Below are 23292 nucleotides of genomic sequence, written 5' to 3' on the forward strand. Positions count from 1 at the left end.
TCGTTTCCGCTCGACTTGCATGTGTTAGGCCTGCCGCCAGCGTTCAATCTGAGCCATGATCAAACTCTTCAATTTAAAGTTTTTGATTCCCTAAATAAATAGGGAGAGGCTCAATGAATACTGACTTCAAAACTACTAATGTAATTTTAAAGCTATTATCGTTCCAATAGAACGATAATGAATTGACTGTGCCAAGTCCGAAGACTTGATTGGTCACTTCGTTTCATTGAAACCTAATTTGAAGCCGAAGCTTCTAATTGGATTATCATCAACGAGTGCCCACACAGATTGATAGGTCTATATTGTTAAAGAGCTTGCTTCGTAAGCTTTGCTATCGAAGCGGAGGCGTATTCTAAGGAATTAATTTTCAGTGTCAAACACTTTTTTAAATTAATTTTTAGAAGTTTTCTTTCGCCTTCTTGCCAACCGCTTTTGCGTTTCCGCTTTGCCCTGACAACGGAGGCGCATTATAGGGAGATGATTTTTCTTGGCAACCCCTTTTCAGAAAAAAAATCAAAAAAAAGCGTCGAATGATTAAATCTCACTCAAACGCTTAATTTTAGCACTCAGTTGTTAACTTCAAGTAGCAAATAGGCAATCAATATGTGTCTAGCCAAGACTCTTCAAAGCCTGTGATATCGAGACTCATTGATTGCGCCGCTTCGATTTGCTCGATAGCCTCCAATTCTTTATTTACACTGCTCATCGTCAGTGTGTTGTTGTCTAGCTCAAACACCTGACTTTGAGTCGTATAGTAGAACTTAAGGATCGTCAGCGCTTTTACATCGCCATTGTTCGCGGCTGCTTTAATGCTTTTTAGTTTACGAAAGATCTTGTTGTGCAGCTGCTTGAGTTTCCAAACGTACAGCACTTCTTCCATGTATGGTCGAGTTTTAATTTGATTCAATAAAGAGAGGGAAGTTGCAACTGCGAGAACGACACCAATCAAATTCCAATGGAAATTGCCCGTTGATTGTTCTGGTACGACTTCAGTGTTGCCAAACAAAACAATCAACAAGGTACTAAAGGCAAGAGAGGAGATGGCGAGCAACGCAACAAAACCGCCAATCACAAGGTTTACTTTCTTTTTATAAATGTCTTTATTTATCTGTTTGATTTCCATATACCGCCCCTAACAGGTTACCTCTATTTTAACCAGCTCACTCCGCACGACAATCGAAGCTTTGTAAGTAAGTTCACATTTGCTATTAAACTCGCATCCCTTCCCTGCTTGGGTATATACTTCCGCGCATTCACTCTTCCTATATAGAGGCTAAATTCATGCGCTCTTTTGTTTTACGAGCTCGCGCGGCGCCAACCACCAGCAAAGCACTGTTAGAAGGTGTTGGTAATGAAGCGCATACAGAGATTCTTGCTCATACCATGATGAACACGATGTTCGTTGCTCAATCACACCGTGAAGATGTGGTTGTTCACTTGGTTTTAGAAAGCACAAAAGATTTCTCACGCACCATTACTATTCGCTCTAACGACATCACCAACATTGGCGGCTTCCATGAGTCAACCTTGATTGCAGCAGTGGCTCGCGCTTTGGATGCTTCGGTTGGTATGGGCAAAGAGCAACTTCGTGAAGTCGAACCTGGTATTACCGTTCGTACAGTGAGCTTTGAACGCCTAGTACAAGAGCTGGCAGAAGATCACCAACTATATATGTTGGATAAGAAAGGCGAATTTGTTCGTGATGCAGAAATTGGTGAAAATCCATGTTTCTTGCTAACTGACCATATACCGATGCCGAAAAAGTCTTTTAACAGCTTAAAGCGCCTTGGCACAGAGAAGATCAGCTTAGGTCCTAAGATGCTTTTCGCTTCTCAGTGTGTGGTATTGATCCACAATGAGTTGGACATACGCGAATTCTAGTTATTCGCGCACACGTTGCTAGGTAATGAAAGAGGACTCCATTGAGTCCTCTTTTTTGTTTCTATAGGGATGCTAAGTTTACTTACCACCAATGCTCAAACGAGCAAAACGAACGTCTGGCGAGAAGAAAGTTCGGCTATCGTTAATTAACTGAGTATCACCCACTGCCTCAACTTCTTGCAGCATCTTGTAGAAGTTACCCGCTACCGTGATCCCACGAACTGGTTGAACGCGCTCTCCATCACGGCACAAGAAGCCACTCGCACCAAATGAGAAATCACCACTCACTGCATCCGCACCAGAATGGACACCTTGAAGCTCGACTAACTCTAGGTACTCACCCGCTTTTACTTCTGACGCACTGCTGTTGCCTGTCGCAATCACTTTGTGATTCGCTGATACGTCTAGGCTCGATTTTGCACCGCGAGCGGCACTTGCTGTCGAGACTGCGCCCAAATAACTTGCGGTCTGGCTGTTGTGTAGCAAGGTTTTCAACTCACCATTAGCAATCATGACATTATCTTGAGTAGCGAAGCCTTCACTATCAAAACTCGCGATTGCCATACCATTTGGCATGTAAGCCGTATCAGTAAAGGTAATTAAATCACTCGCAACACGTTGACCAAGCTTGTCACCCAGTGGCGTAATGCCTTTCATCGCGCTTACGCCAGAGAAAGCACTGCCGAAAGCACCGAATAAACTTGCTAGCGCATTAATGTGGAAAATAGCAGGGTAGTTACCTGTCGCAACCGGAGCACCTTCCAGAAGATCACGAGCAAGGTTGTAGCCACCTTCGATACAGTAAGCTGGATTCAACTCATCAAAACGGCGACCAAGTGACATTCTACCCGCCATTGACTGTTTGCCGTCTTTTTCAAACAAGGTATACGCGTAACAAGTGAACGAGCGCTCGAAGTGTTGACACAATGTGCCTTGAGTATTGGCAATGATCAGTTGTGTTTCGCCATCGCTGTAACCATTGTAAGGTGCGCTAGAAGCGTGAGGCAGAGCCACTACGCCTTGCTCAAGTGCGAGAGACAGTTCGATTTTTTCGTCAACAGAAGTGGTATCTTCTTGCACAATCTCAGCAACATCAGTCGTGATTTGGCTGTTAACGCAACTAATAGTCTGATGTTCATCTTGCTTGGAAAAGCGAGCACTTTGCAGCGCATTAGTTAGCATTAAATCCAAGCTTGGTTGCTCTAACGACTCAGAATAGCTTGTTGCAACACGCGCATCTTTCACAACACGAACACCCAGAACTTGGCTTGAGCTTACTTTGTACTCATCCAGCTTTCCTTGGTTCGCTTTCAAAGAAAAGCTACTGTTACGGTTTACAATGACGTCCGCTTCTGCACCTTGGCGTTTTGCTTCTGATAGGACGTAATCAACCGCATTAAGAAGTTGTTGTTCTTGGCTCATTAGTTACCGCCTCCTACCAGAATGTTATCTACTTTCAGCGTTGGCTGACCGACAGTTGTTGGTACTGAACCACTCACGGAACCACACATGCCCGGCGCAAGCGCCATGTCTTTGCCGACCATGCTGATTTCTTTCAACACTTTTGGACCCGTGCTGATCAGCGTTGCTGTTTTCAGAGGCTTGGTGATTTTGCCATTTTCAATGAGGTAGGCTTCACGAACAGCAAAGTTAAACTCCCCCGTACCCGGTTGAACAGAGCCACCGCCCATCTTCTTCGCATAGATACCACGTTCGATGCCTGCCAGCATGTCATTAAGTGAATGCTCGCCCTCTTCGATAAAGGTGTTACGCATGCGCGAGGTTGGTGCGAACTTGTAGTTTTGACGACGACCAGAACCCGTAGGCTCATAACCTGTCTTCATGCCACCCATTTTATCGACCATGAAGCTGGTTAGCTTACCGTCTTTGATCAGTTGAGTGCGCTGAGTCTTCATACCTTCATCATCAATGTGAATCGAGCCCCATTCGTTGGTCATGGTGCCATCATCGACTGCATTCACTGCGGTGTGAGCAACCATTTCGCCCATCTTGTCGTGGAAGACTGATGCTTTCTTCGCAACTGAAGTGGTTTCTAGCAAGTGACCACATGCTTCATGGAAGATAACGCCGCCAAAGCCGTTACCAATCACCACCGGCATTTCACCCGATGGACAAGCATCCGCGCCAAGTTTTACTAACGCTTGCTGCGCGATAGTTTGACCTAGCTCTTTGGCATCAAGCTGTTCACTGAATTCCCAACCAGCAAGAGCGCCAGGACCTTCCATACCAGAAGACTGCTCATTACCTTTTTGCGCGACAGTGTTACCAGCAACACGAATGTAGTGGCGAGTATCGTCAACGTGTAGACCTTCTGAGTTGAAGATAGACACTTGTTGCTCGCGCTGAAGAACGCTGCCAATAAACTGGCTGATATGTTCACTCTCAGCACGTGCGGCTTGGTCAACTTTCAATAGAAACGCGATTTTTGAATCTAGGTTAGCATCCTTACCTAGCGGCATGCGGCAACCATGTTGGATTGGGTAGCGGTTCAAATTCAAAGAACCCGCTGACGCGATTTGCTCACGCTTGTCTTTTGCAGCAAGCAGCGAGGTTACGCGCTTTAGTTCGGCTTCATCTGTGCTGTTGGTGTAACCGTAAAGCACCTTATGACCGAAAAAAAGACGAATACCGATACCAAAATCGATACCCGAGTTAACCTTATCCACTTCACCAGATGCGATCTGGACAGTGTTGGTTTGGTGATGTTCAACGAATAGTTCAGCGAAATCAGCCCCCAAAAAGAGCGCATGATCGATCACTGACTTCGCTGTTACAGAATTAAGCATGAAGTCTCCTTGCTCGATGATCGTCTTAGCCTTCCTAATTAACTGTGAAAAAGTTCAACAAAGTTAAATTGGCAACACGTTAAATTTTAACAGTTTTTTAACCTTGTTTTGTGCTAATCCTTGCTTAACGAGACCACGATTATTTATTAAATATTCCAGGTTCTGCTCATTCACCAGAGCGTTGCACTAGTAAATTCCACCCAGCAAACCATTTAGGTGCTTACTTTATCACTCACCTCGCATAATTGAATACTCATTATAATTACGCTCAAAAAACGTATCCCTTCCGCAATGGTCCTGCTATCATCCGAACGAAATAGTCGGGGGGCCACACGACAAGTGTTGGCTGAGATCGAAATTCGAGACCCGTTGAACCTGATTCAGTTAGCACTGACGTAGGGAACTATGCACACTTTGCCTTTCGTCGCCCCTCTTAGGTAAGCGATAGCGATCGAAAAATCGATCTATCTGCAACGGTCAAAGTCAGTTCCTATACGTCTTGTAGTAGGAGCGACCATGACGCAGCAATCACAACCTCATTCACATCACACGCCAGCCTTGCCTACCCCTATCGTATTGACCATCGCGGGCTCAGACAGTGGTGGCGGTGCAGGTATTCAAGCCGACATCAAAGCGATGTCCGCAACCGGCAGTTTTGCTTGCTCGGTAATCACGGCGATTACTTCGCAAAATACCCAAGGCGTTTCTGCGATTTTCCCCATTCCTCTCGACCATGTAGAGAGCCAACTTGATGCAGTATTTACCGACCTCAACATCGTTGCAGTCAAAGTGGGCATGCTGGCAGATTCCAACATCATCAAAGTCGTTGCAGACAAAATTAAACAATACCAGCCAAAACACCTCGTGATTGACCCTGTAATGGTGGCCACCAGCGGCGATCTATTACTGGAACAGTCGGCAATCCGCACTTTAAAAGAAGAATTGATTCCGCTCGCAGACATCATTACCCCTAACCTACCCGAAGGCGCAGCATTGACGGGTAAGCCAATGCCTCAATCAGAATCTGAAATGAACGATATGATTACCGACCTTCGTGCGCTTGGCGCCAAAGCTATTCTGCTCAAAGGCGGTCACCTTGAAGAAAATGAAAACAGCAACGATCTGCTTATCATGCAAGACAGTGCCGAGTTAATTAGCGCCAAGCGATTTCCAACCAAAAACACTCATGGCACAGGCTGTACACTTTCTTCCGCCATTGCGTCTTATCTTGGCCAAGGCAACAACCTACACAAAGCGGTGCACCTGGGTAAGCAGTACATCAGCCAAGCTATCGCACACGCTGATGAATTGGATGTAGGTAAAGGCCATGGCCCTGTGAACCACTTTTTTGCGGGTCATACTTATGTTCGCTAACGCGATTGGCATTCAGCTTTCCGATGCTAGTCTGCGATACAAAGACAGCCAAACACCAACGCTAGCAGGGTTGAGTATGACTATTCCTGCTAATCAATGGACAGTGTTACTTGGTCGCAGTGGCTGCGGGAAAACCACAATATTGCGTTACTTAGCTGGCCTACTGGATGACCAAGTTGACTGGCATGGCGAACTCATCACAACGGATGGCGCTGCACTGCATGACCGTATCGCTTACATGGCTCAGCAGGATTTATTGCTACCGTGGTTGAATGTGTTAGACAACGTCTGCCTCAGTTCTCGATTTTCTCAAGTGCAAGCACCAGAGCAAAATAGACAACGTGCACTGACTTTACTAAGCCAAGTGGGACTCGCCGATTACGCGGATGCTAAGCCAGCTCAGCTCTCTGGCGGCATGAGACAACGTGTTGCCCTTGCTCGCACTCTGATGCAAGACAAGCCTCTAGTTCTGATGGATGAGCCTTTCTCTGCACTGGACGCGGTTACTCGTCATAAGTTGCAAACCTTGTCTGCCGAATTGCTGAAAGATAAGACGGTTGTTCTGATTACCCACGACCCACAAGAAGCGGTGCGATTAGCTCACCAACTCTATGTGTTGCAAGGCACACCTGCGCAAGCTCAGCACTTGGTCGTTCCAGACTCCAAGCCGCCCCGAGTTCTCGATGGAGAGTGCGCGGCGTTACAACAAGCGATTTTGGATCAACTGGAGAAAGACTATGAGTGATATGACTCAGTACAACTCCGTTTCGGCACGCATTAGTAAAAAAGAACGCGTGACCCATCCGGCTCTGCGCTTGGTCATTAGCACAGCGGTGATCTTGGGATTGTGGCAGTTGGTTGTTGTGGTATTCGACATGCCAAGCTTCATCTTACCTTCACCAATTGAAGTGCTGGATAGATTGGTCACTCGTTACGATGTCTTGCTCAAACATACTTGGGTTACCGCGCAAGAGATTTTACTTGGTTTGGCGCTTGGATTATCAATGGGTTTGCTGTTCGCATTGCAAATGCTGATGTTCGAACCGCTGAAGCGTTGGTTACTGCCCATTCTGATTGCTAGCCAAGCGATCCCTGTGTTCGCCATCGCGCCAGTACTCATGCTTTGGCTGGGTTACGGCATTGCATCGAAAGTCGTCATGGCGGCGATCATCATCTTTTTCCCCGTCACCACATGTTGCTACGACGGCTTACGTAATACACCAACAGGTTACCTCGATCTTGCCAAGACCATGGGCGCGTCTAAATGGCAGCTACTTCGTCATATTCAATTGCCAGCCGCACTACCAACTTTAGCCTCAGGTATTCGTGTTGCCGTCGTTATTGCGCCAATTGGAGCAGTGGTCGGTGAGTGGGTAGGTTCAAGTGAAGGCTTGGGTTATCTGATGCTCCAAGCCAACGCTCGCATGATCATTGATGAGATGTTTGCGGCGCTGTTTATCCTCGCCGTACTGTCTATCTCACTCTACTTCATCACCGATAAATTATTGAAAAAAGCCATCCCTTGGGAAAGCAAGTAATTGCAGAAAATAACCAAAGGAAATTGGGAAAGAAAAGGAAGAACCCCGTGAATAAAAACAAACTTATGAGCGCTGCTGCTCTACTCGCTTCAGTTGTATCAACCAACGTACTCGCTGCTGAAAAAGAGATGACACTGATGTTGGATTGGTTCGTCAATCCAAACCATGGTCCTATCGTGATTGCCAAAGAGCGCGGTTACTTCAAAGAACAAGGTTTGAAGGTCAACATTCAAGAGCCTGCAGATCCAAGTACACCACCTAAGTTGGTCGCTGCTGGCAAGGTCGACATGGCGATTTCATACCAACCGAGCCTAACTATCGATGTCGCAGCTGGTTTGCCACTAATCCGCTCTGCGACTTTGATTGCTACGCCACTCAACACGCTGATGGTGTTGGATAACGGTAAGAATGAAAACCTTGGCGACTTGAAAGGCAAGAAGATCGGTATTGCGATCGCAGGCAACGAAGAAGCGACAATCGGCACCATGCTCGCTCAAGAGAGCGTGAAGTTTTCTGACGTACAAATCATCAACGTAGGTTGGGCGCTATCTTCGTCTCTTGCGTCTGGCAAGGTGGATGCGATTTGGGGCGGTCTACGTAACTTCGAAACCAACCAACTGGCACTAGAAGGTTATAAAGCTAAAGCCTTCTTCCCTGAAGAACACGGCGTGCCAGCGTATGACGAGTTAGTCTTCGTAGCCAATGCAAAAACCTACGACAAAGAAGCCATCAAGGCATTCAACAAAGCACTGGAGCAAGCGACCACTTACATCGTTAACCATCCAAAAGAATCTTGGAAAGAGTTTGTGGCTTATTCACCAGACACCCTCAACAACGAGCTTAACCAACGCGCTTGGAATGACACGCTAACTCGTTTCGCTCTTCGTCCATCTGCAGTAGATCTGAAACGCTACGATGATTATGCCGAATTCATGTATTCACAAAAAATCATCGAGACACTGCCAAAAGCGAAAGATTACGTACCGAGCTTTGACTAATTCTACTGACCTTAGGCTCAAAGCCTAAGGTCTTTTGATAACGAGATATCCATAATGAAATACCAAGACTTGATCGACGCTTGCCACCAAGATTGGCAAGAATACACTGAGCATGCTTTCGTGCAGCAATTGGCGCAAGGCACTCTGGCTCAGCCTTGTTTTCTACATTACCTAAAACAGGATTTTCTTTTCCTAAAACAGTACGCACGAGCTTACGCATTAGCGATCTACAAAGCGCGTACTTTGGATGACATGCGCCGTGCTCTCCCAAGCGTACATGCATTGCTAGATTCTGAAATCGCCCACCACGTGACTTACTGTGAGCAATGGGGACTGACGGAATCCGACTTAGAAAACGAGCCGGAAGATTTCGGCACTGTGGCTTACACCCGTTACGTATTAGATGCTGGCATGACGGGCGATCTTGTTGATCTATACGCGGCACTAGCACCATGCTCTATCGGTTATGCCGTAATCGGTAAGATGCTGATTGAAGACGAAAGCACTGTGCTCGAAGGTAACCCATACGCAAGTTGGATCAACCTCTACGGTGGTGAGGAATTCCAATCTGGTGTCGCAAAAGGTGCAGAACACTTTAATCAGTTATTGGCGGAAATCGATATCAATAGTCAGCGTGGTCAAAACCTGATTCAGGTATTCAAAACTGCAACGCGTATGGAAGTGGCATTCTGGCAACAAGGTCTAAACGCTCAGCAAGATTAATCGGAGAGTCTCATGTTAATTGAACAAATCACCCAAGCATTAACCGCAGTACGCCAGCAAAAGCCATTAGTCGTCAACATCACTAACTACGTGGTGATGAATAACACAGCAAACGCACTATTAGCGATCGGCGCTTCTCCAATCATGGCGCACTCCAAGCAGGAAATGGCAGAGATGATGTCGTTCGCGGGTTCACTGGTTATCAACATTGGTACCCTAGACAGCGTTTGGACACCACGTATGAGCTATGCCGTAGAGCAAGCCAATGCCAATGGTAAAATCGTTGTACTCGACCCTGTCGGTTGCGGAGCAAGCTCACTACGTACAGAGACATCACGTGAAATCGCACGCCTTGCAGACAAGTTGATCATTCGTGGTAACGCTTCAGAAATCATCGCTCTCGCTGGCGAGCAAGCACAAAGCAAAGGCGTTGATGCGTTAGACAGCAGCGACGCAGCACTTGGCGCAGCCAACTTCTTAGTCGCAGAGTATGGTGCAAGTGTAGTGATTTCTGGCGAGACTGATTACATCGTCACGAAAGAGCAAACCGTCCAGTTGAATAATGGTCACGAGATGATGCCTTACGTAACCGGAATGGGCTGTACACTAACGGCACTGACGGGTGCTTTCGCTGCTGTTGGTGATGATACCGGCCTTGCTGCAGCGGCGGTACTGGGCGTTGTTGGCGAGATTGCAGCGGAACAAGCTCGCGGCCCAGGTAGCCTGCAAATGAACCTGTTGGATGAGCTTTACCAGTTGGATGAAGAAACGCTGGCAAAACGCTTAAAGCTGCAAGTGAGCTAAGCTTTGCTCTAATAAATACCGGCCTCTCATTCCATCTAGGAGAGGCCCAAAGGAAACACAATGAACGCCTATCGTTTATATTTGGTCACCGACGACCAACAAGATTTAGCCACACTAAAGCGTGTTGTGAGAAAAGCCGTGAAAGGTGGGGTCACCATGGTACAGGTGCGCGAAAAACATGGTGACGTTCGTGCATTTATTGAACGAGCTCAAGCCGTGAAGACGATCCTTGAAGGCACTGGCGTCCCGTTAATCATCAATGATCGTGTTGATGTTGCCCTTGCCGTCGATGCCGATGGTGTTCACCTCGGGCAGTCAGACATGCCAGCAGAGATCGCTCGTCAATTGATTGGCCCAAACAAGATTCTCGGCTTATCGATTGAGACTGAAGAGCAGTTGGCAGAGGCGGGGTCTCTGCCCATTGATTACATCGGCTTGAGTGCCATCTTCGCGACGCCGACCAAAACCAACACCAAAAAACATTGGGGTATTGATGGTTTGAAAATGGCGTTAGAGACGACTTCACTGCCGATTGTTGCCATTGGCGGCATTAACGAAACCAACATTCCTGCCCTGAGTGCGACAGGTGTACACGGTTTGGCTTTGGTTTCTGCCATTTGTCATGCAGAAAACCCAACCAAAGCAGCAGAGTACTTACTTTCTCTGATGGATTAAGACCCCAACGCTTAAGGATGAGCGCCTTTACCCTCCGGATAAATGTCATCAATTCATCACTCAACCTTCATTCCCTCGTCAAATTGACAGAGCGTTGATAAGTTTTTCACGCCAGATAACGTAAGATAAGCCCCTTATTTTCACGTGGTTGAATAACCCTCAATAAAAACAAAACGCTCTCAATGAAAACCAAAAAATATGGATTGATGATGCTCGCCTTGCTTGTTCTTGGCATCATCCCGATGTCGCTGTTTGGCTCTTATCACAATCTCACGTCACAGGTGCCTGAAAGTCTGGGTATTACTTTTACTTTGCTCACAGATTCTGCTGGTAGCAAAGGCTTTTTAATTACGTTAACACTGCTACTGCTTTCTTTATTTCGCTTTAAACCAAATCGCACTGAGTGGATGCAAAAACTCTCAATGTTAGGGTTGTTACTGGTGATTGGCTTTGCCAGCAAAACGGGGCTAAAACTGATGACAGAAAGCCCGCGTCCCTACACGGAATTGCTCGCAGCAGAACAATTGATTGAAACACCAGAAACGTTTTATCAGTTGGATACAAAGCAGCAAGCCAACGTAATTAACCAGATTTCTGAACACGTCAGTGATTGGCGAACGCGCCATTGGCAAGGCGAAAAAGACTATTCTTTCCCATCCGGCCATACGATTTTCGTTTCGATTTGTTTGGCTTTCTTTGGCGGGTTGTTCTTACAGAACAAGTGCTATATCTCTGCACTGTCATTATGGATGTGGGGAATGAGCGTCGCATATAGCCGCTTATGGCTGGGCATGCATCGCCCTGAAGATTTAATAGGCTCAGTCTTGTTTGTCGCGATTGTATTTACTTTACTCCCGACATTTCAGATTAAGAAACAGATGCCGTTTGTTTCTCTCGCTTCGCGCTAATGTGAACGATGACTAGATAAAAAGAAGCCAGCGATTCGCTGGCTTCTTGCTTTCAATCGCTACTTTTTTCTAGCCATTTCTTGGTGGTTCAAACGCTGTTAGTTCTAATTCTGGGCCAGTGTATTTTTCAATACGAACCAGTGCCGAGTTCGCCGCACAGCCGTTTGCAAGTCGAGAGGTCGGAATATCCAACGTTAACACGTTACAACCGCCGTTCTTACAAATGCCGGTTTTAGGATCCAAATCCGGCCAACCGCCTTCATGAATACACACTGAACCTTGCTTGATTCGGTCAGTCACTTCTGCACCAACCAATACTTGGCCACGGTTGTTAAACGCACGAACTAGATCGCCCGTTTTAATACCACGCGCTTTCGCATCTTCAGGGTGAATCCAAATAGGTTCACGGTTTGCAATTGCGTACTCTTCGCGAATCTTCGCGTAGTTGAATTGGCTGTGTAGACGATGCGCTGCATGCGCGGTCATTAGCTGCAACTCGCCATCTTTCGCAGTACCCGTGTACTCGGTTGGTGCCATCCACGTTGGATGTGGAGGACAGTCTTCCAACTGATAACCTTCAATGGTTTTCGAGAAGATTTCGATCTTACCACTTGGTGTACCGAGTGGATTCATGATCGGGTCTTCACGGAAATCTGCGTAACGAACAAACTGTGCGTTCTTCTCGTTCCACTTCATCTCGATCAGTTGGTTATCTTCCCAGAACTTGCTGAAGTTCGGCATTGCTACGCGAGAGCCACGGCCACCTTGTTGCGCCGCCTTGTAGAAGCCGTACAGCCATTCCATTTCGGTTTTGCCTTCGGTGTATACGTCACGGCCACCCGGAGCTAGCATCTCTGCCATGTCCGCGAATACATCGAAGTCATTACGCGCTTCACCTTGCGGCTCAACCACTTGCTTCATTGGCACCAAGTGTTGGTTACTGTAGTCACCCGTCATCGTTAAGTCGTTACGCTCGAACGATGTGGTGATTGGCAGAACAATGTCCGCGTGCTTCGCAGCCGCCGTCCAGTAAGGCTCTGAAATCACGATCAGCTCAGGCTTTTGCCACGCTTTGATCAGACGGTTGGTGTCTTGGTGGTGAGTAAAGTTCGCACCACCTGCCCACCAAATCATCTTGATGTCCGGGAACGTCAGTTCATGACCGTTATGATGGTAGGATTGACCTGGGTTTTCCAACGCCTCGACGATACGCGCCACAGGGAAGCTTTGCACCGCGCCAGACACCGCCCAGTCGTTCCCCGCAGAAGAGCCGCCACCCAGCGATGCCGAAATCGCAGGAAGTACGCCAGCATCACGAGCAGGGTTACCACCGTTTGAGTAGTGGTAAGAGAAACCAAAACCACCGCCCGGTAAACCGATCTGACCCAACATCGTTGCCAGTGTAACCAGCATCCAGTGACGCTGCTCACCGTATTGTTGGCGCTGCATGCCCCAACCCGCCATCAGCATGGTGCGGTTTTTACTGAAGATGTCAGCCAATAGCTCAAGTTGCTTCGCAGGTACGCCACAGATTTGTGATGCCCATTCTGCTGATTTTTCTACGCCGTCTTCTTCGCCCATCAGGTACGCTTCAAACTTGTCGTAACCTGCGGTGTATTTATCGAGGAAGGCTTTTTCGTGCTTACCTTGTTTCACTAAGGTGTGTGCGATACCCATCATCATTGCCACGTCGGTCATTGGGTGAGGAGCAATCCACTCCGCATTCTCGCCAAAGAACTCGATGGTTTCAGAACGAATAGGGTCAATCGCAATGACCGTCTTGCCTGATTTTTTCAATTGATGGAAGAACTCAAGACCCGCGCAGTCTGTTGAGCTCCACGCGATTTTTAGAGTGTTGATCGGGTTTAAGCCCCAAAGCACAACCACATCGCTGTGCTCTAGTACCACTGGGTACGTGGTTTGCTGCTCGTACACTTCGATAGAGCCCACAACGTGCGGCATGATGACCTGCGCAGCACCCGTTGAGTAGTCACCCAAGTGGCCTGAATAGCCACCCGCCATGCTCATGTAACGTTGCAGCAAGGTTTGTGCTTTGTGCAGCACGCCACTTGAACGCCAGCCGTAAGAGCCTGCAAACACAGAAGCCGGGCCATATTCTTTGCGAATTCGCATGTGCTGCTCGTGGATCAGCTTGTAAGCTTCATCCCAAGACACACGCACAAACTCATCACTACCGCGCACACCTTCTGGCGACGATGGGTTTGCCAAGTAGCCTTTACGTACCATTGGGTACTTCACACGCGCCTTGGTATGCACTTGGTCAGGCCCAGTAGTTTGTAGACTATTTGGTACAGTTTGTGGAAGAGCATTAGTAGTCGAAACCAACTTACCATCTTTCACTTCACATAACATTGGGCCCATGCGGCCCGCCGTTAGAATGCCTTTGCCGCGAGCATTAGAAGACGCAACAGACATAGGTGCAAATGAAGTGAATGCCATTGCACCAGCCGCCATACCAGTGCCTTTTAGAAATCCGCGACGGGTCATATTAGTCATAATCTTATCCTTCTATTTATCGTTAGTGACCAACCACATCTTTCGCGTGGTGCTGGAAGAACTTGGTTAGAATTTCTAGGTTCTCGGCTGAAATATCAGTTCGATCACCCATACTTTTCGCTACCGGTCCCCATGCATTCACCGTGAAGTGATTTGAAGGAATTTTCGCGTGACAAGTTGCACAGTAAACGTTGTCCAACTCTTCTGCGTATGACCATACGGGTTCAAGCGTGTCAACAACTGGAGAATCAATAGCGCCAGTTAGAGAAACCGCGCGCCATTCGTTGCCGTAAACATCTGCCTCAAATTCACCAGTTTCAAGCGCTTGTTGGCCTTGCTCTGTTAGCGTTGCAACGATGGCACGTTGACCTTCTCCCATGTAAAGCACTTGCTCTGCGCCTTTCATTTGGAATGCGTTCAACTTAACAGTGCGGTTGTCGCCTTCAGAGCTGATTACTTCCAACTTCGTCGTTGGGTTAATTTTACCCATCTCACCCATTGCGATTTCAGTCACAGGGTAAACGACTTTGGCACCAGGTGATGTTTTTGTGGTGAAGCTCATCAACGTTTCAAATGCCTTGCTGTCTAGCTCTGCTTCTGGTGCAAAGTGCGCCACACCTTTATGACAATCGATACACGTTTGATCGTTTGCTTTCGCGTAAGCGTGCATCTTCGCCGCATCACGTGATTGCTCAAACTCTTCCATTGCATCGAAATCATGACACGAACGACACGTCGCTGAATCATTTTCACGGAACTGAGCCCATACCGTTTCAGCCATATCTTTACGATGTGCTTCATATTTCTCTGGCGTGTCGATCTTACCTGTCACAAATTCATGGTAGATGTCTTTCGACGCGCGAATTTTGGTGATCAGGTAATCCATTGGTTCTTGAGGAATATGACAGTCAGAACATTCCGCGCGAATGCCTTTCGCATTACTGAAGTGCACTGAGCCTTGGTACTCTTTGTAAGGGGTTTCCATAGAGTGGCACGAGAGACAAAATTCAGTATCTGAGGTGTAATGCATTACTGCCGCACTCCCCCCCAAAGTTAACCAGCCCACACCAATGCCAGCAGCAACCAGCAGTGCAACATATCGTTTTTTTATTGACATAATTAGCAACACTTCCAAATAAAATGTAATTATAGGTCGCAAATTACTACTTTATGGGTAGTCCTCTCTTGATCCACATCATTTCCGTGTTGCTCTGTATGCCTCAAGTATGAAATTTTGTTATTTGCATCTCAAAGATGAATATATGGCAATAATCCATTACCCAGCCAACCATTCACCACATAAATCACTTTTATGAATGCAACTATTTGATTAAACAGATAAGAGGATGAGAGACTGAATCTCCACATTGATGCAGTAAGGACACGCATGTCAGTTTATATCGAGACACACAGAAGCCAATTAAGACCCATCAAAGCCAGTGACTGGGAACTCTTTCAACGATTACTCTCCGAACAAGAGGTTATTGCGCTCTGTTTCGATCGTCCCAGCGAAACAGAAATAAGAGAAAAATTTGCTTCGCGATTATTACCATGGACCCCAAATAGCCAGCATTGGCTTTGCCTTGTAATACTCGATAAGCAATCTGAGCAACCCATCGGCATCACTGGCTTTGCTATTGAAAACGGTAAGGCAGAGGTAGGTTACTTACTTTTGCCGGAATTTCATGGCCAACAGTTTGGAACAGAAACTCTTCAAGCGCTTCTATATTGGGCAACCTCGACACATAACATCAACCACTTTTCCGCGACGGTCACTGAAGGCAATATTGCGTCAGAGCGTGTCCTGATAAAATGTGGTTTCGAACTCATTGAGGTCATTCCAGACGCATACCAAATTGGTGGCAAACCCTACGCCGATAAAATCTACTCACTATATAAATAAGGACGTATTTTGAATAAAGTAGTCATCATTACCGGCGCAAGCCGAGGCATTGGAGCCGCAGCGGCAAAAAAGCTGGCCGAGCAAGGCTATCGCGTTTGCGTTAATTACCGCACTCAGCAAGAGGCCGCCGACCAAGTTGTGGCAGAAATACAAGCAAACGGTGGAAAAGCGATTGCCATCGCCGCAGACGTAGCCGATGAGAAGCAAGTGCTCTCCTTGTTTGATGAAACAGAACGTGAATTTGGTGCAGTGACGCACTTGGTCAACAACGTTGGCATCCTATTTACTCAATCGCCTTTGTCAGAAATCAGCTTGGAACGCTTTCAGAAAGTAATGAACACCAATGTGAATAGCTGTTTTCTCTGCTGTCGAGAAGCGGCGAGGCGATTCAGTGCAGGCGGTGCAATTGTGAATGTCTCCTCTGGAGCGTCGCGCTCAGGCGCGCCATTTGAGTATGTCGATTACGCCACATCAAAAGGCGCGATGGATACCTTAACTAAAGGGCTCTCGCTAGAGTTGGCAGAGCGCAATATTCGCGTCAATGGCGTTCGACCTGGTTTCATTTACACTGATATGCATGCCGACGGCGGAGAACCAAACCGAGTAGATAGACTCAGCCCTCAAATTCCTCTTAAACGCGGTGGCACGGTAGAAGAAGTAGCAAATGCGATCGCTTGGCTATTAAGTGACGAAGCCTCTTATGTCACAGGTTCATTTATCGATATTGCAGGGGGCAGATAGAATGCAAGTCCATATCCGACAAGCGATTCCCGAAGATTTAGACGGAATTTTTCAGCTTAATTTTCAAATTAATTCACTGCATTTTGCGAATGCGCCAGAAGCCTTTGTTGCGCCTTCAGGAGCTGACCGCGAATTTCTTGCACAAGCACTAGAGAACAAAGAGCGACTCTTTTTGATTGCCGAACGCGAACAGCAAATTCTCGGCTTCTTAACCGCGATGATCACCCAAAACGACACCGTCAGTTTTCTGATCAAAGACCCAATTTGTCGCGTGGGAACAATTGTTGTCGATGAAGCGCAAAAGCAGCAAGGAATCGGCCGCCAACTGCTCCTAGCCTGTGAGCAATGGGCGCGCGACGCCAATGCCACACAAATTCGATTGGAAGTGATGGAATTCAATCAGCCAGCACAGCGCTTTTACGATAATCAAGGTTTTAAAACTAACTCACGCATTATGCTGAAACATTTGTAACGATAACGACAATTAAGCGCTTTTCACGACTAAACCCACCTAAATCGCATTTATCGATGCAATTTACCCCCTGATTTTAGAAAAAGACGATATGATGTGCGGATAAGGAGATTCGAACATGATTTATCTTTTCGATTGGGGGAACACCTTGATGGTAGATTTCCCTCACGCACAAGGAAAAATGTGCGATTGGGAACACGTAGAAGCAGTTCCTCAAGCCAGAGAAACACTGGCAATACTTTCCCAAAATCATCCCATCTACATTGCGACCAGTGCATCTGATTCCAACATGGAAGAGGTTCAGCGTGCATTTGTTCGCGTCGACTTAGACCAATACTTAAATGGCTATTTTTGTTTTGCCAACCTCGGTATCGCTAAAAACCAACCTGAGTTTTATCTCGCCATCGCAAAACAGTTAGGGGTTAACGTGAGTGGAATAACCATGGTTGGCGATTTACCTCACAAAGATATTTACCCTGCGATGAAAGCGGGCGTAAACACAATTTGGTTTAACCCAACGGGCGCTGATGCACCAGCCGAAGCCATTCCTAACCAAATTCGTTGTTTATCTGAGCTTATCCCCTAACCGTTACTAACCTGCACTAATCAAGGAAGATGAATGCAAATCAGATCCATCAAGGTGAGCGATATCGCGCGCTTCACCGCGCTGTGGAATCGAGTGTACTCCGAAGGGGAATTTTTGATTTCTCCTGCACCCGATAACGCAACGCTTCGCAGAATCCTGCAACGTGTGGAAAACGAGTCCATCCCTCAGTTTGTCGCGTTTGACCGCCAAAAACTTATCGGTAGTGTTGAAATCTACCCAGCTGAGATGTGCGGTTACGAAAGAGAGCAACGCCTTCGCGTCGGTATTCTTGGTATTCACATCGACAAAAACTACCGAGGCAAAGGATTGGGGCGAAAACTGTTGGCTGTCGCGATCGCACGTGGTTGGGAATTTGGTTACGACCAAATCGCACTCTACGTATATAAAACCAACACACCAGCGATTGCTTTGTATGAACGGTTTGGATTTGAATATCAGGGGGAACTTGGGGAAGTGACCTTGCCAAATGGTAAAGTCTTGATGAGTCAAAAAATGGTATTGTATAAAGCGCAAAGCCGTTCGAAAAACCCCGATTTGTAGAGTCACGATAACCGTTGTTCGCAACACTTATTCGGGGTTAACACCCTTGCGTCACATGCCCTCGAACAATTGAATCGTTAGAGGCTTGATTCACGTAGTAGAAATAGCATGCTTCTTCTGCCAGTGTGTAACCTTGCGGCCAAATGTACACAACGCGATCAACACCCGATTTATCTAAGAACTGATAATCAGGAATCGCGACAAAATGAGCACTGTTTGGGTGCTGCTGACCGATGATGCAAAAATCACTGCCTTTGCACGGCACGTCAATTTTCGAATAACCTCTGGCTGGTAGATCGATTTCTAACAAAGCTCGAATACTATCGGCACTCGCTTCTGGCATGCCTTTGCGTGTTTTGACATGTCGGTCAATGTAGTGAACGTGCTCTTGGCCGTAAGCGTTATCAATCACTGATTGAGCATGAAAGAATTTGAGAGCCGTACCCAAAGAAGACTGAGAACTGTGCAGCATCGCAGCGTATGCTTGGCGATGAATATCGAGTAGTACTGGTAAAGCAGCTAATGCGATGAAAGCCAAAGTGGTGAGCACTATGGTGATTTCCATCAGCGTAAATCCCTTTGATTTCACGTTTCTTATCTCAACTAGCCCAAGACAATAGCCCCACATCCATGTGAGACCGAGCCAATATATCGCCAATTTCTTACGATTAAAGGCTTAAGGGGTAAGAAGAGACAAACACCACTCAAACTTGAGAACAGCAGCCAAAGAGCAGTGTAACAAAACGACGCTATGTGTCAGATATTAGACGATTTTTACTCTCTAGTTACTGAGTAAAGGCACATTATTTCGCACCAGACCACGACGAACATTCGTGCACATTTTGCCAAAACGACGAATCTCATCGAACTGCGGAACAATGCCGCGCTCCATGGCTGACTCCCAATAAGTGACTTCTGAATCGACCATTTCCAACAATTTCTTCGGACAGCCAATGCACTGCCCTTCTGGTCCACATACAAACGTTTCTGGTTCATAAATTGGTAGTTCCGCTTTTACTTGCTCGATGATGCTACGCATGGCGGTCATTCGATCTGGCTTTACCTTCATCATTCTGCTCCACGGATTAAGATGAAGCAGATTGTACCCACTGGTACGAAAATGTCCCTACCCAATTTAGGTATATTCTGTTTGAATCGATTTCTTTATCGTCAGATCCGGCTTTTTAACCACCAAATACACCGCCGTAGCTGCCAGTACGAAACCAAAAATCCCCATCCAATCAAATGACTCTCCAAACGCGAGCCAAGCCTGAATCGCCGTCGTTGGCGGCACCAGGTAGAATACAGAAGCTACGCTCGATGCAGCACCGTTCTTAACCATGTACAGCAGCAGTAGAATAGCTACACAAGAGAGCACGACGACCAACCACAACACAGTCAAAATAAACTCCAGTTCCCACTGCACTTGCATGGTTTCAAACTGCATCGCAACGGGCAGAAACATGATGAGCGCGGCCAAATATTGCACCGTCGCACCACCCACCATATCCACTTGTTGGCAATGTTTTTTCTGATAAAGCGTCCCTAGCGTGATACCAACCAAAGCCAACAAACACAAACCAATGGCCAACACTTTATGCTGCTCGGATTGCCACTCCATTTTGCCCATCAACACCATAGCGATACCGACAAAACCAAGAGCCAAACCCAACCATTGCGAGGGTTTAAATTCCTCACGAACAAACGCCACCAGCAAAGCCGCGGTTAAAATCGGTTGAATACCCACCAGCAACGAACTCAACCCAGCAGGCATACCCAAGGCGATAGCGAAATAAGTACCGCCCAGATAGAAACCGTGGATCAATGCACCAACCACACAGCTGTGCCATAAATCTTTTCCTGTCGGCAACCTTCTACGCAATACCGCCACAAGAACCAAAAACAATAAGACATTGAATGCCATACGGATAGAAAGTAGTGTCGCTGGCTCGGCATATTGCAAACCAAAACGCGCACCAACGAATCCAGAAGCCCAAAGGATGACAAATACAAAAGGGATGGCTCGGATGAACATGATCGCCTCACTCACGCTTGTTTTATGTTTTGAGATACTGCTAATGTAATTAGGTACAGTGTTTTCAAAAAGTGACAGATGGAAGTGTTTTTATGGGTACAGATTTATTGGGAAGCGGTGAAGGGAATAAGTACCTCGTGGTGGAAAAACACCTCAAACAAGCCATCAATGGTGGCGTTTATCAGGCGGATGATCGACTGCCCTCCATTCGCTCGTTGAGCCAAGAATTAAACGTCAGTAAAAATACCGTGATTCGTGCGTATCAAGAGCTGGAAGCACAAAACTTGGTTTACTCGGTTCCCAAATCGGGTTATCGAGTTAAAGTCGCCTTGCCGACCTCTCGATCAATTCCGGATCCGACTCGCGTGGATTTGCTCTCGATCTGCAAAGAAATCCTTACTTATCCTGAATACCAAGAGCGTTTGCCTACCGGTTCTGCCCACCCAAACATTGACTCCCCCGCGATCAAAAGCTTGTACGCCGAGATCGGCCGCCACAGCCGCCAGCAAACGCATGTACCGAGCCATTACCAATTACCACCCGGTGATCACCTCTTAATCAAACAACTAGCGAAAATCACACAAGATTTGGGCACGCCAGCCAAGTTGGATGAGATCATGGTGACGCACGGCGCGCAACAAGCCATTAGCCTAGCGCTGCGCGCAACGACACAAAAAGGCGATATCGTCGCGGTGGAGTCCCCTTGCTATTTTGGCAACTTATTGATGCTAGAATCACTCGGCCTCAAAGTGGTGGAAATTCCGAGTTGCCCACGCGACGGTATGTGCCCCGAAGCCTTAGCAAAAGCAATGGCGACATGGGACATAAAAGCGATCATCGTAACGCCAAACTTCACCAATCCAACTGGTGCCATGATGCCGCTAGAAAAGCGTCAACAATTACTATTGGCGTCCGGCAATATTCCTATTATCGAAGACGATGTGTTTGGCGGGTTAAGTTATGATAAGCCGTTGCCAAGCCTGAGATTGCTCGATGACAAGCAACGCGTAATTTACGTGAATTCGTTATCCAAAACGCTCGATTCGCGTTTGAGAATTGGTTGGATGTTGGCGGGGCGATATCGAGACCAAATTGAACAATATCTACTGTGTGAGAATATGGGCAGTTTGAACCTGATGCAATCCGCCGTGGCAACGTTTCTAACGTCAGGCAAGTATCGAGCGCATACTGCGCGAATGGGTCGGGTTTATCAAAACAACATGCGACGATTTATCCAGATGCTTCATCAATACTTGGATGAATACGAACCTCTAAAAAATCGATACCAGATCAACGCCGTACAAGGCTCGTTCTTACTTTGGTTGCGACTGCCCGAAGACACGGACAGCTATGCGTTGTATCAAGCATGCAATAAGCACAGAATCAGCCTACTTCCCGGCACCGTATTTGGCACTCAAGGGCAATATCGGCATTGCGTACGCCTCAGCGTGGCAAACTTTGGTCATGAAACCGATTGGAGTCAAGCGATGCAAACACTGGCAAAATTGATAGCAAAGCATGCCTGTTAACTCGCTCTTGCTAAATGAACTTATGCCTACACACGCAAACACGTAACAACAAAAAACTCCACGCAAAGGTGGAGTTTTTCATATCGTCATAGCCTTCAGTGCGACTTAATTTGCCACATTCTCGCGACGTTTTCGGCTAAGTTAGCAACGTTGACGTCGGCCTCTTTCATGGCCTCAGGTAAGCTCATCGCCCTTGGTACACAAGCAAACACCGCATCAATGCCGCACTCATAAACCGCCTGATAGTTGTCGCCCACACAGCCTGCTAATGCAATGACTGGTAAATTACACTGCTTAGCCACCTGAGCAACGCCCATCGGTGTTTTACCATGTGCGGTTTGATGATCGATTCGACCCTCGCCTGTAAATACGATATCCGCATCCGCAACATGCTGAGCAAGTTTGACCGTTTCAAGCACAATCTCAATTCCCGGTTGCAAACGTGCTGGCGTGTACCCAAGCAAGGCTGCGCCCATACCACCAGCAGCACCCGCCCCTTCACGAGTCATTACATGCTTACCCGTCGCTTGTTCCGTCAACTCGCCAAACTTGCGCAATGCGTTATCGAGCAGAGTGACGTCTGATACGGTCGCTCCCTTTTGAGGGCCAAAGATAACCGACGCGCCTTTGTCACCACAGAGTGGGTTATCAACATCGCACGCTACCAACACTTCGCAAGTTGCTAAACGAGGGTCAAGACCAGAAATATCGATGGACGCAAGCGCCGCTAACCCGCCTCCATTTGGGGTAATTGCATGACCAGACTCATCAAGAAACGCCACCCCCAACGCGGTCAACATGCCCACGCCACCATCATTGGTAGCGCTGCCGCCCAAACCAATGATTAAGCGTTGAATACCTCTATCTAGCGCGTGTTTGATCAGCTGTCCAGTACCAATGCTACTGGTCAGTTTTGGGTCGCGAGCATCACTCGGCACAAGGTGCAGACCACTGGCCTCCGCCATTTCAATAACCGCGGTTTCGCCGTCGCCGAGGATGCCATAAAACGCTTCAACATCATTCCCTAATGGCGCGGTCACCGTTGTGAAGACTTGTTCGCCTTGAGTTGCATCTATCAAAGATTGAACCGTGCCTTCGCCACCGTCTGCGACCGGAACCGTAACAAACTCGGCATCATGCCATACGCGAGCAAGACCCGTTTTGATCGCCTCGCTCACTTGTTTGGCGGTTAAGCTTTCTTTAAATGAATCAGGTGCAATTACCACTTTCATACGTATTT

Annotated in this window: 24 protein-coding genes, 1 rRNA gene and 1 riboswitch; of the genes, 15 read left to right on the top strand and 10 right to left on the bottom strand. The window is 47.2% G+C overall.

Annotated features, from left to right (window positions below):
* Positions 1–75, bottom strand: a 16S ribosomal RNA gene (locus R7Z47_RS00005); the annotation flags it as partial.
* Positions 76–598: 523 nt separating this feature from the next.
* The gene (locus R7Z47_RS00010) at positions 599–1123 is read right to left on the bottom strand and encodes a DUF3087 domain-containing protein (RefSeq protein ID WP_033907183.1); all 525 of its coding nucleotides are present in this window, start codon (positions 1121–1123) and stop codon (positions 599–601) included.
* Positions 1124–1281: 158 nt separating this feature from the next.
* Between R7Z47_RS00010 and trmY the strand changes: the two genes are divergently transcribed.
* A complete protein-coding gene (gene trmY, locus R7Z47_RS00015; RefSeq protein ID WP_017634347.1) occupies positions 1282–1881 on the top strand; it encodes a tRNA (pseudouridine(54)-N(1))-methyltransferase TrmY in 600 nt (199 codons plus the stop codon).
* Between the two features lie 78 nt (positions 1882–1959).
* Here trmY and R7Z47_RS00020 read toward each other — a convergent pair whose 3' ends face one another.
* Entirely contained in the window at positions 1960–3303 is a 1344-nt protein-coding gene (locus R7Z47_RS00020; RefSeq protein WP_130545267.1) for a TldD/PmbA family protein, read from the bottom strand.
* Positions 3303–4688: a TldD/PmbA family protein gene (locus R7Z47_RS00025; RefSeq protein ID WP_017820998.1), complete on the bottom strand. Its 1386-nt coding sequence runs from the start codon at positions 4686–4688 to the stop codon at positions 3303–3305. Before R7Z47_RS00025 ends, R7Z47_RS00020 begins: the two co-directional genes overlap by 1 nt.
* Before the next feature lie 311 nt (positions 4689–4999).
* Positions 5000–5107, top strand: a riboswitch (TPP riboswitch).
* 97 nt (positions 5108–5204) lie between these two features.
* Here R7Z47_RS00025 and thiD point away from each other — a divergent pair.
* The 8 genes from thiD (at position 5205) to R7Z47_RS00065 (ending at position 11708) form a co-directional block, all read left to right on the top strand.
* Positions 5205–6062: a bifunctional hydroxymethylpyrimidine kinase/phosphomethylpyrimidine kinase gene (gene thiD, locus R7Z47_RS00030; protein ID WP_151515184.1), complete on the top strand. Its 858-nt coding sequence runs from the start codon at positions 5205–5207 to the stop codon at positions 6060–6062.
* A complete protein-coding gene (locus tag R7Z47_RS00035; RefSeq protein WP_033907185.1) occupies positions 6052–6807 on the top strand; it encodes an ABC transporter ATP-binding protein in 756 nt (251 codons plus the stop codon). The genes thiD and R7Z47_RS00035 overlap by 11 nt, the downstream gene beginning before the upstream one ends.
* The gene (locus R7Z47_RS00040) at positions 6800–7600 is read left to right on the top strand and encodes an ABC transporter permease (protein WP_009706843.1); all 801 of its coding nucleotides are present in this window, start codon (positions 6800–6802) and stop codon (positions 7598–7600) included. Before R7Z47_RS00035 ends, R7Z47_RS00040 begins: the two co-directional genes overlap by 8 nt.
* A 47-nt stretch (positions 7601–7647) precedes the next feature.
* Positions 7648–8598: an ABC transporter substrate-binding protein gene (locus tag R7Z47_RS00045; RefSeq protein ID WP_009697280.1), complete on the top strand. Its 951-nt coding sequence runs from the start codon at positions 7648–7650 to the stop codon at positions 8596–8598.
* 54 nt (positions 8599–8652) lie between these two features.
* The gene (tenA, locus tag R7Z47_RS00050; RefSeq protein ID WP_054576481.1) at positions 8653–9321 is read left to right on the top strand and encodes a thiaminase II; all 669 of its coding nucleotides are present in this window, start codon (positions 8653–8655) and stop codon (positions 9319–9321) included.
* Positions 9322–9333: 12 nt separating this feature from the next.
* Positions 9334–10125 carry a hydroxyethylthiazole kinase gene (gene thiM, locus R7Z47_RS00055; protein WP_151515186.1) on the top strand — a complete coding sequence of 264 codons (792 nt, stop codon included), beginning with the start codon at positions 9334–9336 and terminating at the stop codon, positions 10123–10125.
* A 60-nt stretch (positions 10126–10185) separates the two neighbouring features.
* Positions 10186–10800 (top strand): thiamine phosphate synthase, encoded by a 615-nt coding sequence (thiE, locus tag R7Z47_RS00060; protein WP_253657617.1) that lies wholly within the window; start codon positions 10186–10188, stop codon positions 10798–10800.
* 182 nt (positions 10801–10982) lie between these two features.
* Positions 10983–11708, top strand: coding sequence for a phosphatase PAP2 family protein (locus R7Z47_RS00065; protein ID WP_262606669.1), 726 nt, complete (start codon positions 10983–10985; stop codon positions 11706–11708).
* A 69-nt stretch (positions 11709–11777) separates the two neighbouring features.
* Here the strand turns inward: R7Z47_RS00065 and R7Z47_RS00070 are convergent, their stop codons facing one another.
* Together R7Z47_RS00070 and R7Z47_RS00075 are read right to left on the bottom strand one after the other, a co-directional pair.
* Positions 11778–14225: a trimethylamine-N-oxide reductase 2 gene (locus R7Z47_RS00070; protein ID WP_213886352.1), complete on the bottom strand. Its 2448-nt coding sequence runs from the start codon at positions 14223–14225 to the stop codon at positions 11778–11780.
* A 22-nt stretch (positions 14226–14247) separates the two neighbouring features.
* Entirely contained in the window at positions 14248–15342 is a 1095-nt protein-coding gene (locus R7Z47_RS00075; protein WP_017634357.1) for a NapC/NirT family cytochrome c, read from the bottom strand.
* A gap of 270 nt (positions 15343–15612) precedes the next feature.
* On the opposite strand from R7Z47_RS00075, the gene R7Z47_RS00080 reads away from it, so the two are divergent.
* The 5 genes from R7Z47_RS00080 to R7Z47_RS00100 all read left to right on the top strand — a co-directional run bounded on the left by R7Z47_RS00080 (position 15613) and on the right by R7Z47_RS00100 (position 18488).
* Positions 15613–16128 carry a GNAT family N-acetyltransferase gene (locus R7Z47_RS00080; protein WP_154204132.1) on the top strand — a complete coding sequence of 172 codons (516 nt, stop codon included), beginning with the start codon at positions 15613–15615 and terminating at the stop codon, positions 16126–16128.
* Positions 16129–16137: 9 nt separating this feature from the next.
* The gene (locus R7Z47_RS00085) at positions 16138–16869 is read left to right on the top strand and encodes a glucose 1-dehydrogenase (protein WP_017821007.1); all 732 of its coding nucleotides are present in this window, start codon (positions 16138–16140) and stop codon (positions 16867–16869) included.
* 1 nt (position 16870) lies between these two features.
* The gene (locus R7Z47_RS00090) at positions 16871–17341 is read left to right on the top strand and encodes a GNAT family N-acetyltransferase (protein ID WP_005383318.1); all 471 of its coding nucleotides are present in this window, start codon (positions 16871–16873) and stop codon (positions 17339–17341) included.
* 118 nt (positions 17342–17459) lie between these two features.
* Positions 17460–17927, top strand: coding sequence for an HAD family hydrolase (locus R7Z47_RS00095; RefSeq protein ID WP_005374312.1), 468 nt, complete (start codon positions 17460–17462; stop codon positions 17925–17927).
* Positions 17928–17960: 33 nt separating this feature from the next.
* Entirely contained in the window at positions 17961–18488 is a 528-nt protein-coding gene (locus R7Z47_RS00100; protein WP_005383312.1) for a GNAT family N-acetyltransferase, read from the top strand.
* 37 nt (positions 18489–18525) lie between these two features.
* Here the strand turns inward: R7Z47_RS00100 and R7Z47_RS00105 are convergent, their stop codons facing one another.
* The 3 genes from R7Z47_RS00105 to R7Z47_RS00115 form a co-directional block, all read right to left on the bottom strand.
* Positions 18526–19116 carry a type II secretion system protein gene (locus tag R7Z47_RS00105; RefSeq protein ID WP_225455765.1) on the bottom strand — a complete coding sequence of 197 codons (591 nt, stop codon included), beginning with the start codon at positions 19114–19116 and terminating at the stop codon, positions 18526–18528.
* A gap of 153 nt (positions 19117–19269) precedes the next feature.
* Complete coding sequence (locus tag R7Z47_RS00110; RefSeq protein ID WP_005374318.1) at positions 19270–19557, bottom strand: hypothetical protein; 288 nt, start codon at positions 19555–19557, stop codon at positions 19270–19272.
* A 66-nt stretch (positions 19558–19623) separates the two neighbouring features.
* Positions 19624–20523: a DMT family transporter gene (locus R7Z47_RS00115; RefSeq protein WP_005383307.1), complete on the bottom strand. Its 900-nt coding sequence runs from the start codon at positions 20521–20523 to the stop codon at positions 19624–19626.
* A 92-nt stretch (positions 20524–20615) separates the two neighbouring features.
* On the opposite strand from R7Z47_RS00115, the gene R7Z47_RS00120 reads away from it, so the two are divergent.
* Entirely contained in the window at positions 20616–22052 is a 1437-nt protein-coding gene (locus R7Z47_RS00120; protein ID WP_262606668.1) for a PLP-dependent aminotransferase family protein, read from the top strand.
* Positions 22053–22147: 95 nt separating this feature from the next.
* Here the strand turns inward: R7Z47_RS00120 and R7Z47_RS00125 are convergent, their stop codons facing one another.
* On the bottom strand, positions 22148–23284 hold the full coding sequence (locus R7Z47_RS00125; protein ID WP_262606667.1) for a glycerate kinase: 1137 nt from the start codon (positions 23282–23284) through the stop codon (positions 22148–22150).
* Positions 23285–23292: the final 8 nt, after the last annotated feature.

Origin of the sequence: Vibrio sp. 1641, assembly GCF_033339995.1 — a bacterium.
Classification (GTDB): Bacteria; Pseudomonadota; Gammaproteobacteria; order Enterobacterales; family Vibrionaceae; genus Vibrio; species Vibrio alginolyticus.

What these genes read in the sequence shown, in the direction of transcription:
- R7Z47_RS00065 (WP_262606669.1), top strand. Translation starts at nt 10,983, where the DNA reads ATGAAAACCAAAAAATATGGATTGATGATGCTCGCCTTGCTTGTTCTT.
- R7Z47_RS00120 (WP_262606668.1), top strand. Translation starts at nt 20,616, where the DNA reads ATGGGTACAGATTTATTGGGAAGCGGTGAAGGGAATAAGTACCTCGTG.
- R7Z47_RS00105 (WP_225455765.1), bottom strand. Translation starts at nt 19,116, where the DNA reads ATGTGGGGCTATTGTCTTGGGCTAGTTGAGATAAGAAACGTGAAATCA.
- R7Z47_RS00035 (WP_033907185.1), top strand. Translation starts at nt 6,052, where the DNA reads ATGTTCGCTAACGCGATTGGCATTCAGCTTTCCGATGCTAGTCTGCGA.
- thiE (WP_253657617.1), top strand. Translation starts at nt 10,186, where the DNA reads ATGAACGCCTATCGTTTATATTTGGTCACCGACGACCAACAAGATTTA.
- R7Z47_RS00020 (WP_130545267.1), bottom strand. Translation starts at nt 3,303, where the DNA reads ATGAGCCAAGAACAACAACTTCTTAATGCGGTTGATTACGTCCTATCA.
- R7Z47_RS00075 (WP_017634357.1), bottom strand. Translation starts at nt 15,342, where the DNA reads ATGTCAATAAAAAAACGATATGTTGCACTGCTGGTTGCTGCTGGCATT.
- R7Z47_RS00110 (WP_005374318.1), bottom strand. Translation starts at nt 19,557, where the DNA reads ATGAAGGTAAAGCCAGATCGAATGACCGCCATGCGTAGCATCATCGAG.
- R7Z47_RS00010 (WP_033907183.1), bottom strand. Translation starts at nt 1,123, where the DNA reads ATGGAAATCAAACAGATAAATAAAGACATTTATAAAAAGAAAGTAAAC.
- thiD (WP_151515184.1), top strand. Translation starts at nt 5,205, where the DNA reads ATGACGCAGCAATCACAACCTCATTCACATCACACGCCAGCCTTGCCT.
- R7Z47_RS00100 (WP_005383312.1), top strand. Translation starts at nt 17,961, where the DNA reads ATGCAAATCAGATCCATCAAGGTGAGCGATATCGCGCGCTTCACCGCG.
- thiM (WP_151515186.1), top strand. Translation starts at nt 9,334, where the DNA reads ATGTTAATTGAACAAATCACCCAAGCATTAACCGCAGTACGCCAGCAA.
- R7Z47_RS00070 (WP_213886352.1), bottom strand. Translation starts at nt 14,225, where the DNA reads ATGACTAATATGACCCGTCGCGGATTTCTAAAAGGCACTGGTATGGCG.
- tenA (WP_054576481.1), top strand. Translation starts at nt 8,653, where the DNA reads ATGAAATACCAAGACTTGATCGACGCTTGCCACCAAGATTGGCAAGAA.
- R7Z47_RS00125 (WP_262606667.1), bottom strand. Translation starts at nt 23,284, where the DNA reads ATGAAAGTGGTAATTGCACCTGATTCATTTAAAGAAAGCTTAACCGCC.
- R7Z47_RS00040 (WP_009706843.1), top strand. Translation starts at nt 6,800, where the DNA reads ATGAGTGATATGACTCAGTACAACTCCGTTTCGGCACGCATTAGTAAA.
- R7Z47_RS00090 (WP_005383318.1), top strand. Translation starts at nt 16,871, where the DNA reads ATGCAAGTCCATATCCGACAAGCGATTCCCGAAGATTTAGACGGAATT.
- R7Z47_RS00115 (WP_005383307.1), bottom strand. Translation starts at nt 20,523, where the DNA reads ATGTTCATCCGAGCCATCCCTTTTGTATTTGTCATCCTTTGGGCTTCT.
- trmY (WP_017634347.1), top strand. Translation starts at nt 1,282, where the DNA reads ATGCGCTCTTTTGTTTTACGAGCTCGCGCGGCGCCAACCACCAGCAAA.
- R7Z47_RS00080 (WP_154204132.1), top strand. Translation starts at nt 15,613, where the DNA reads ATGTCAGTTTATATCGAGACACACAGAAGCCAATTAAGACCCATCAAA.
- R7Z47_RS00025 (WP_017820998.1), bottom strand. Translation starts at nt 4,688, where the DNA reads ATGCTTAATTCTGTAACAGCGAAGTCAGTGATCGATCATGCGCTCTTT.
- R7Z47_RS00095 (WP_005374312.1), top strand. Translation starts at nt 17,460, where the DNA reads ATGATTTATCTTTTCGATTGGGGGAACACCTTGATGGTAGATTTCCCT.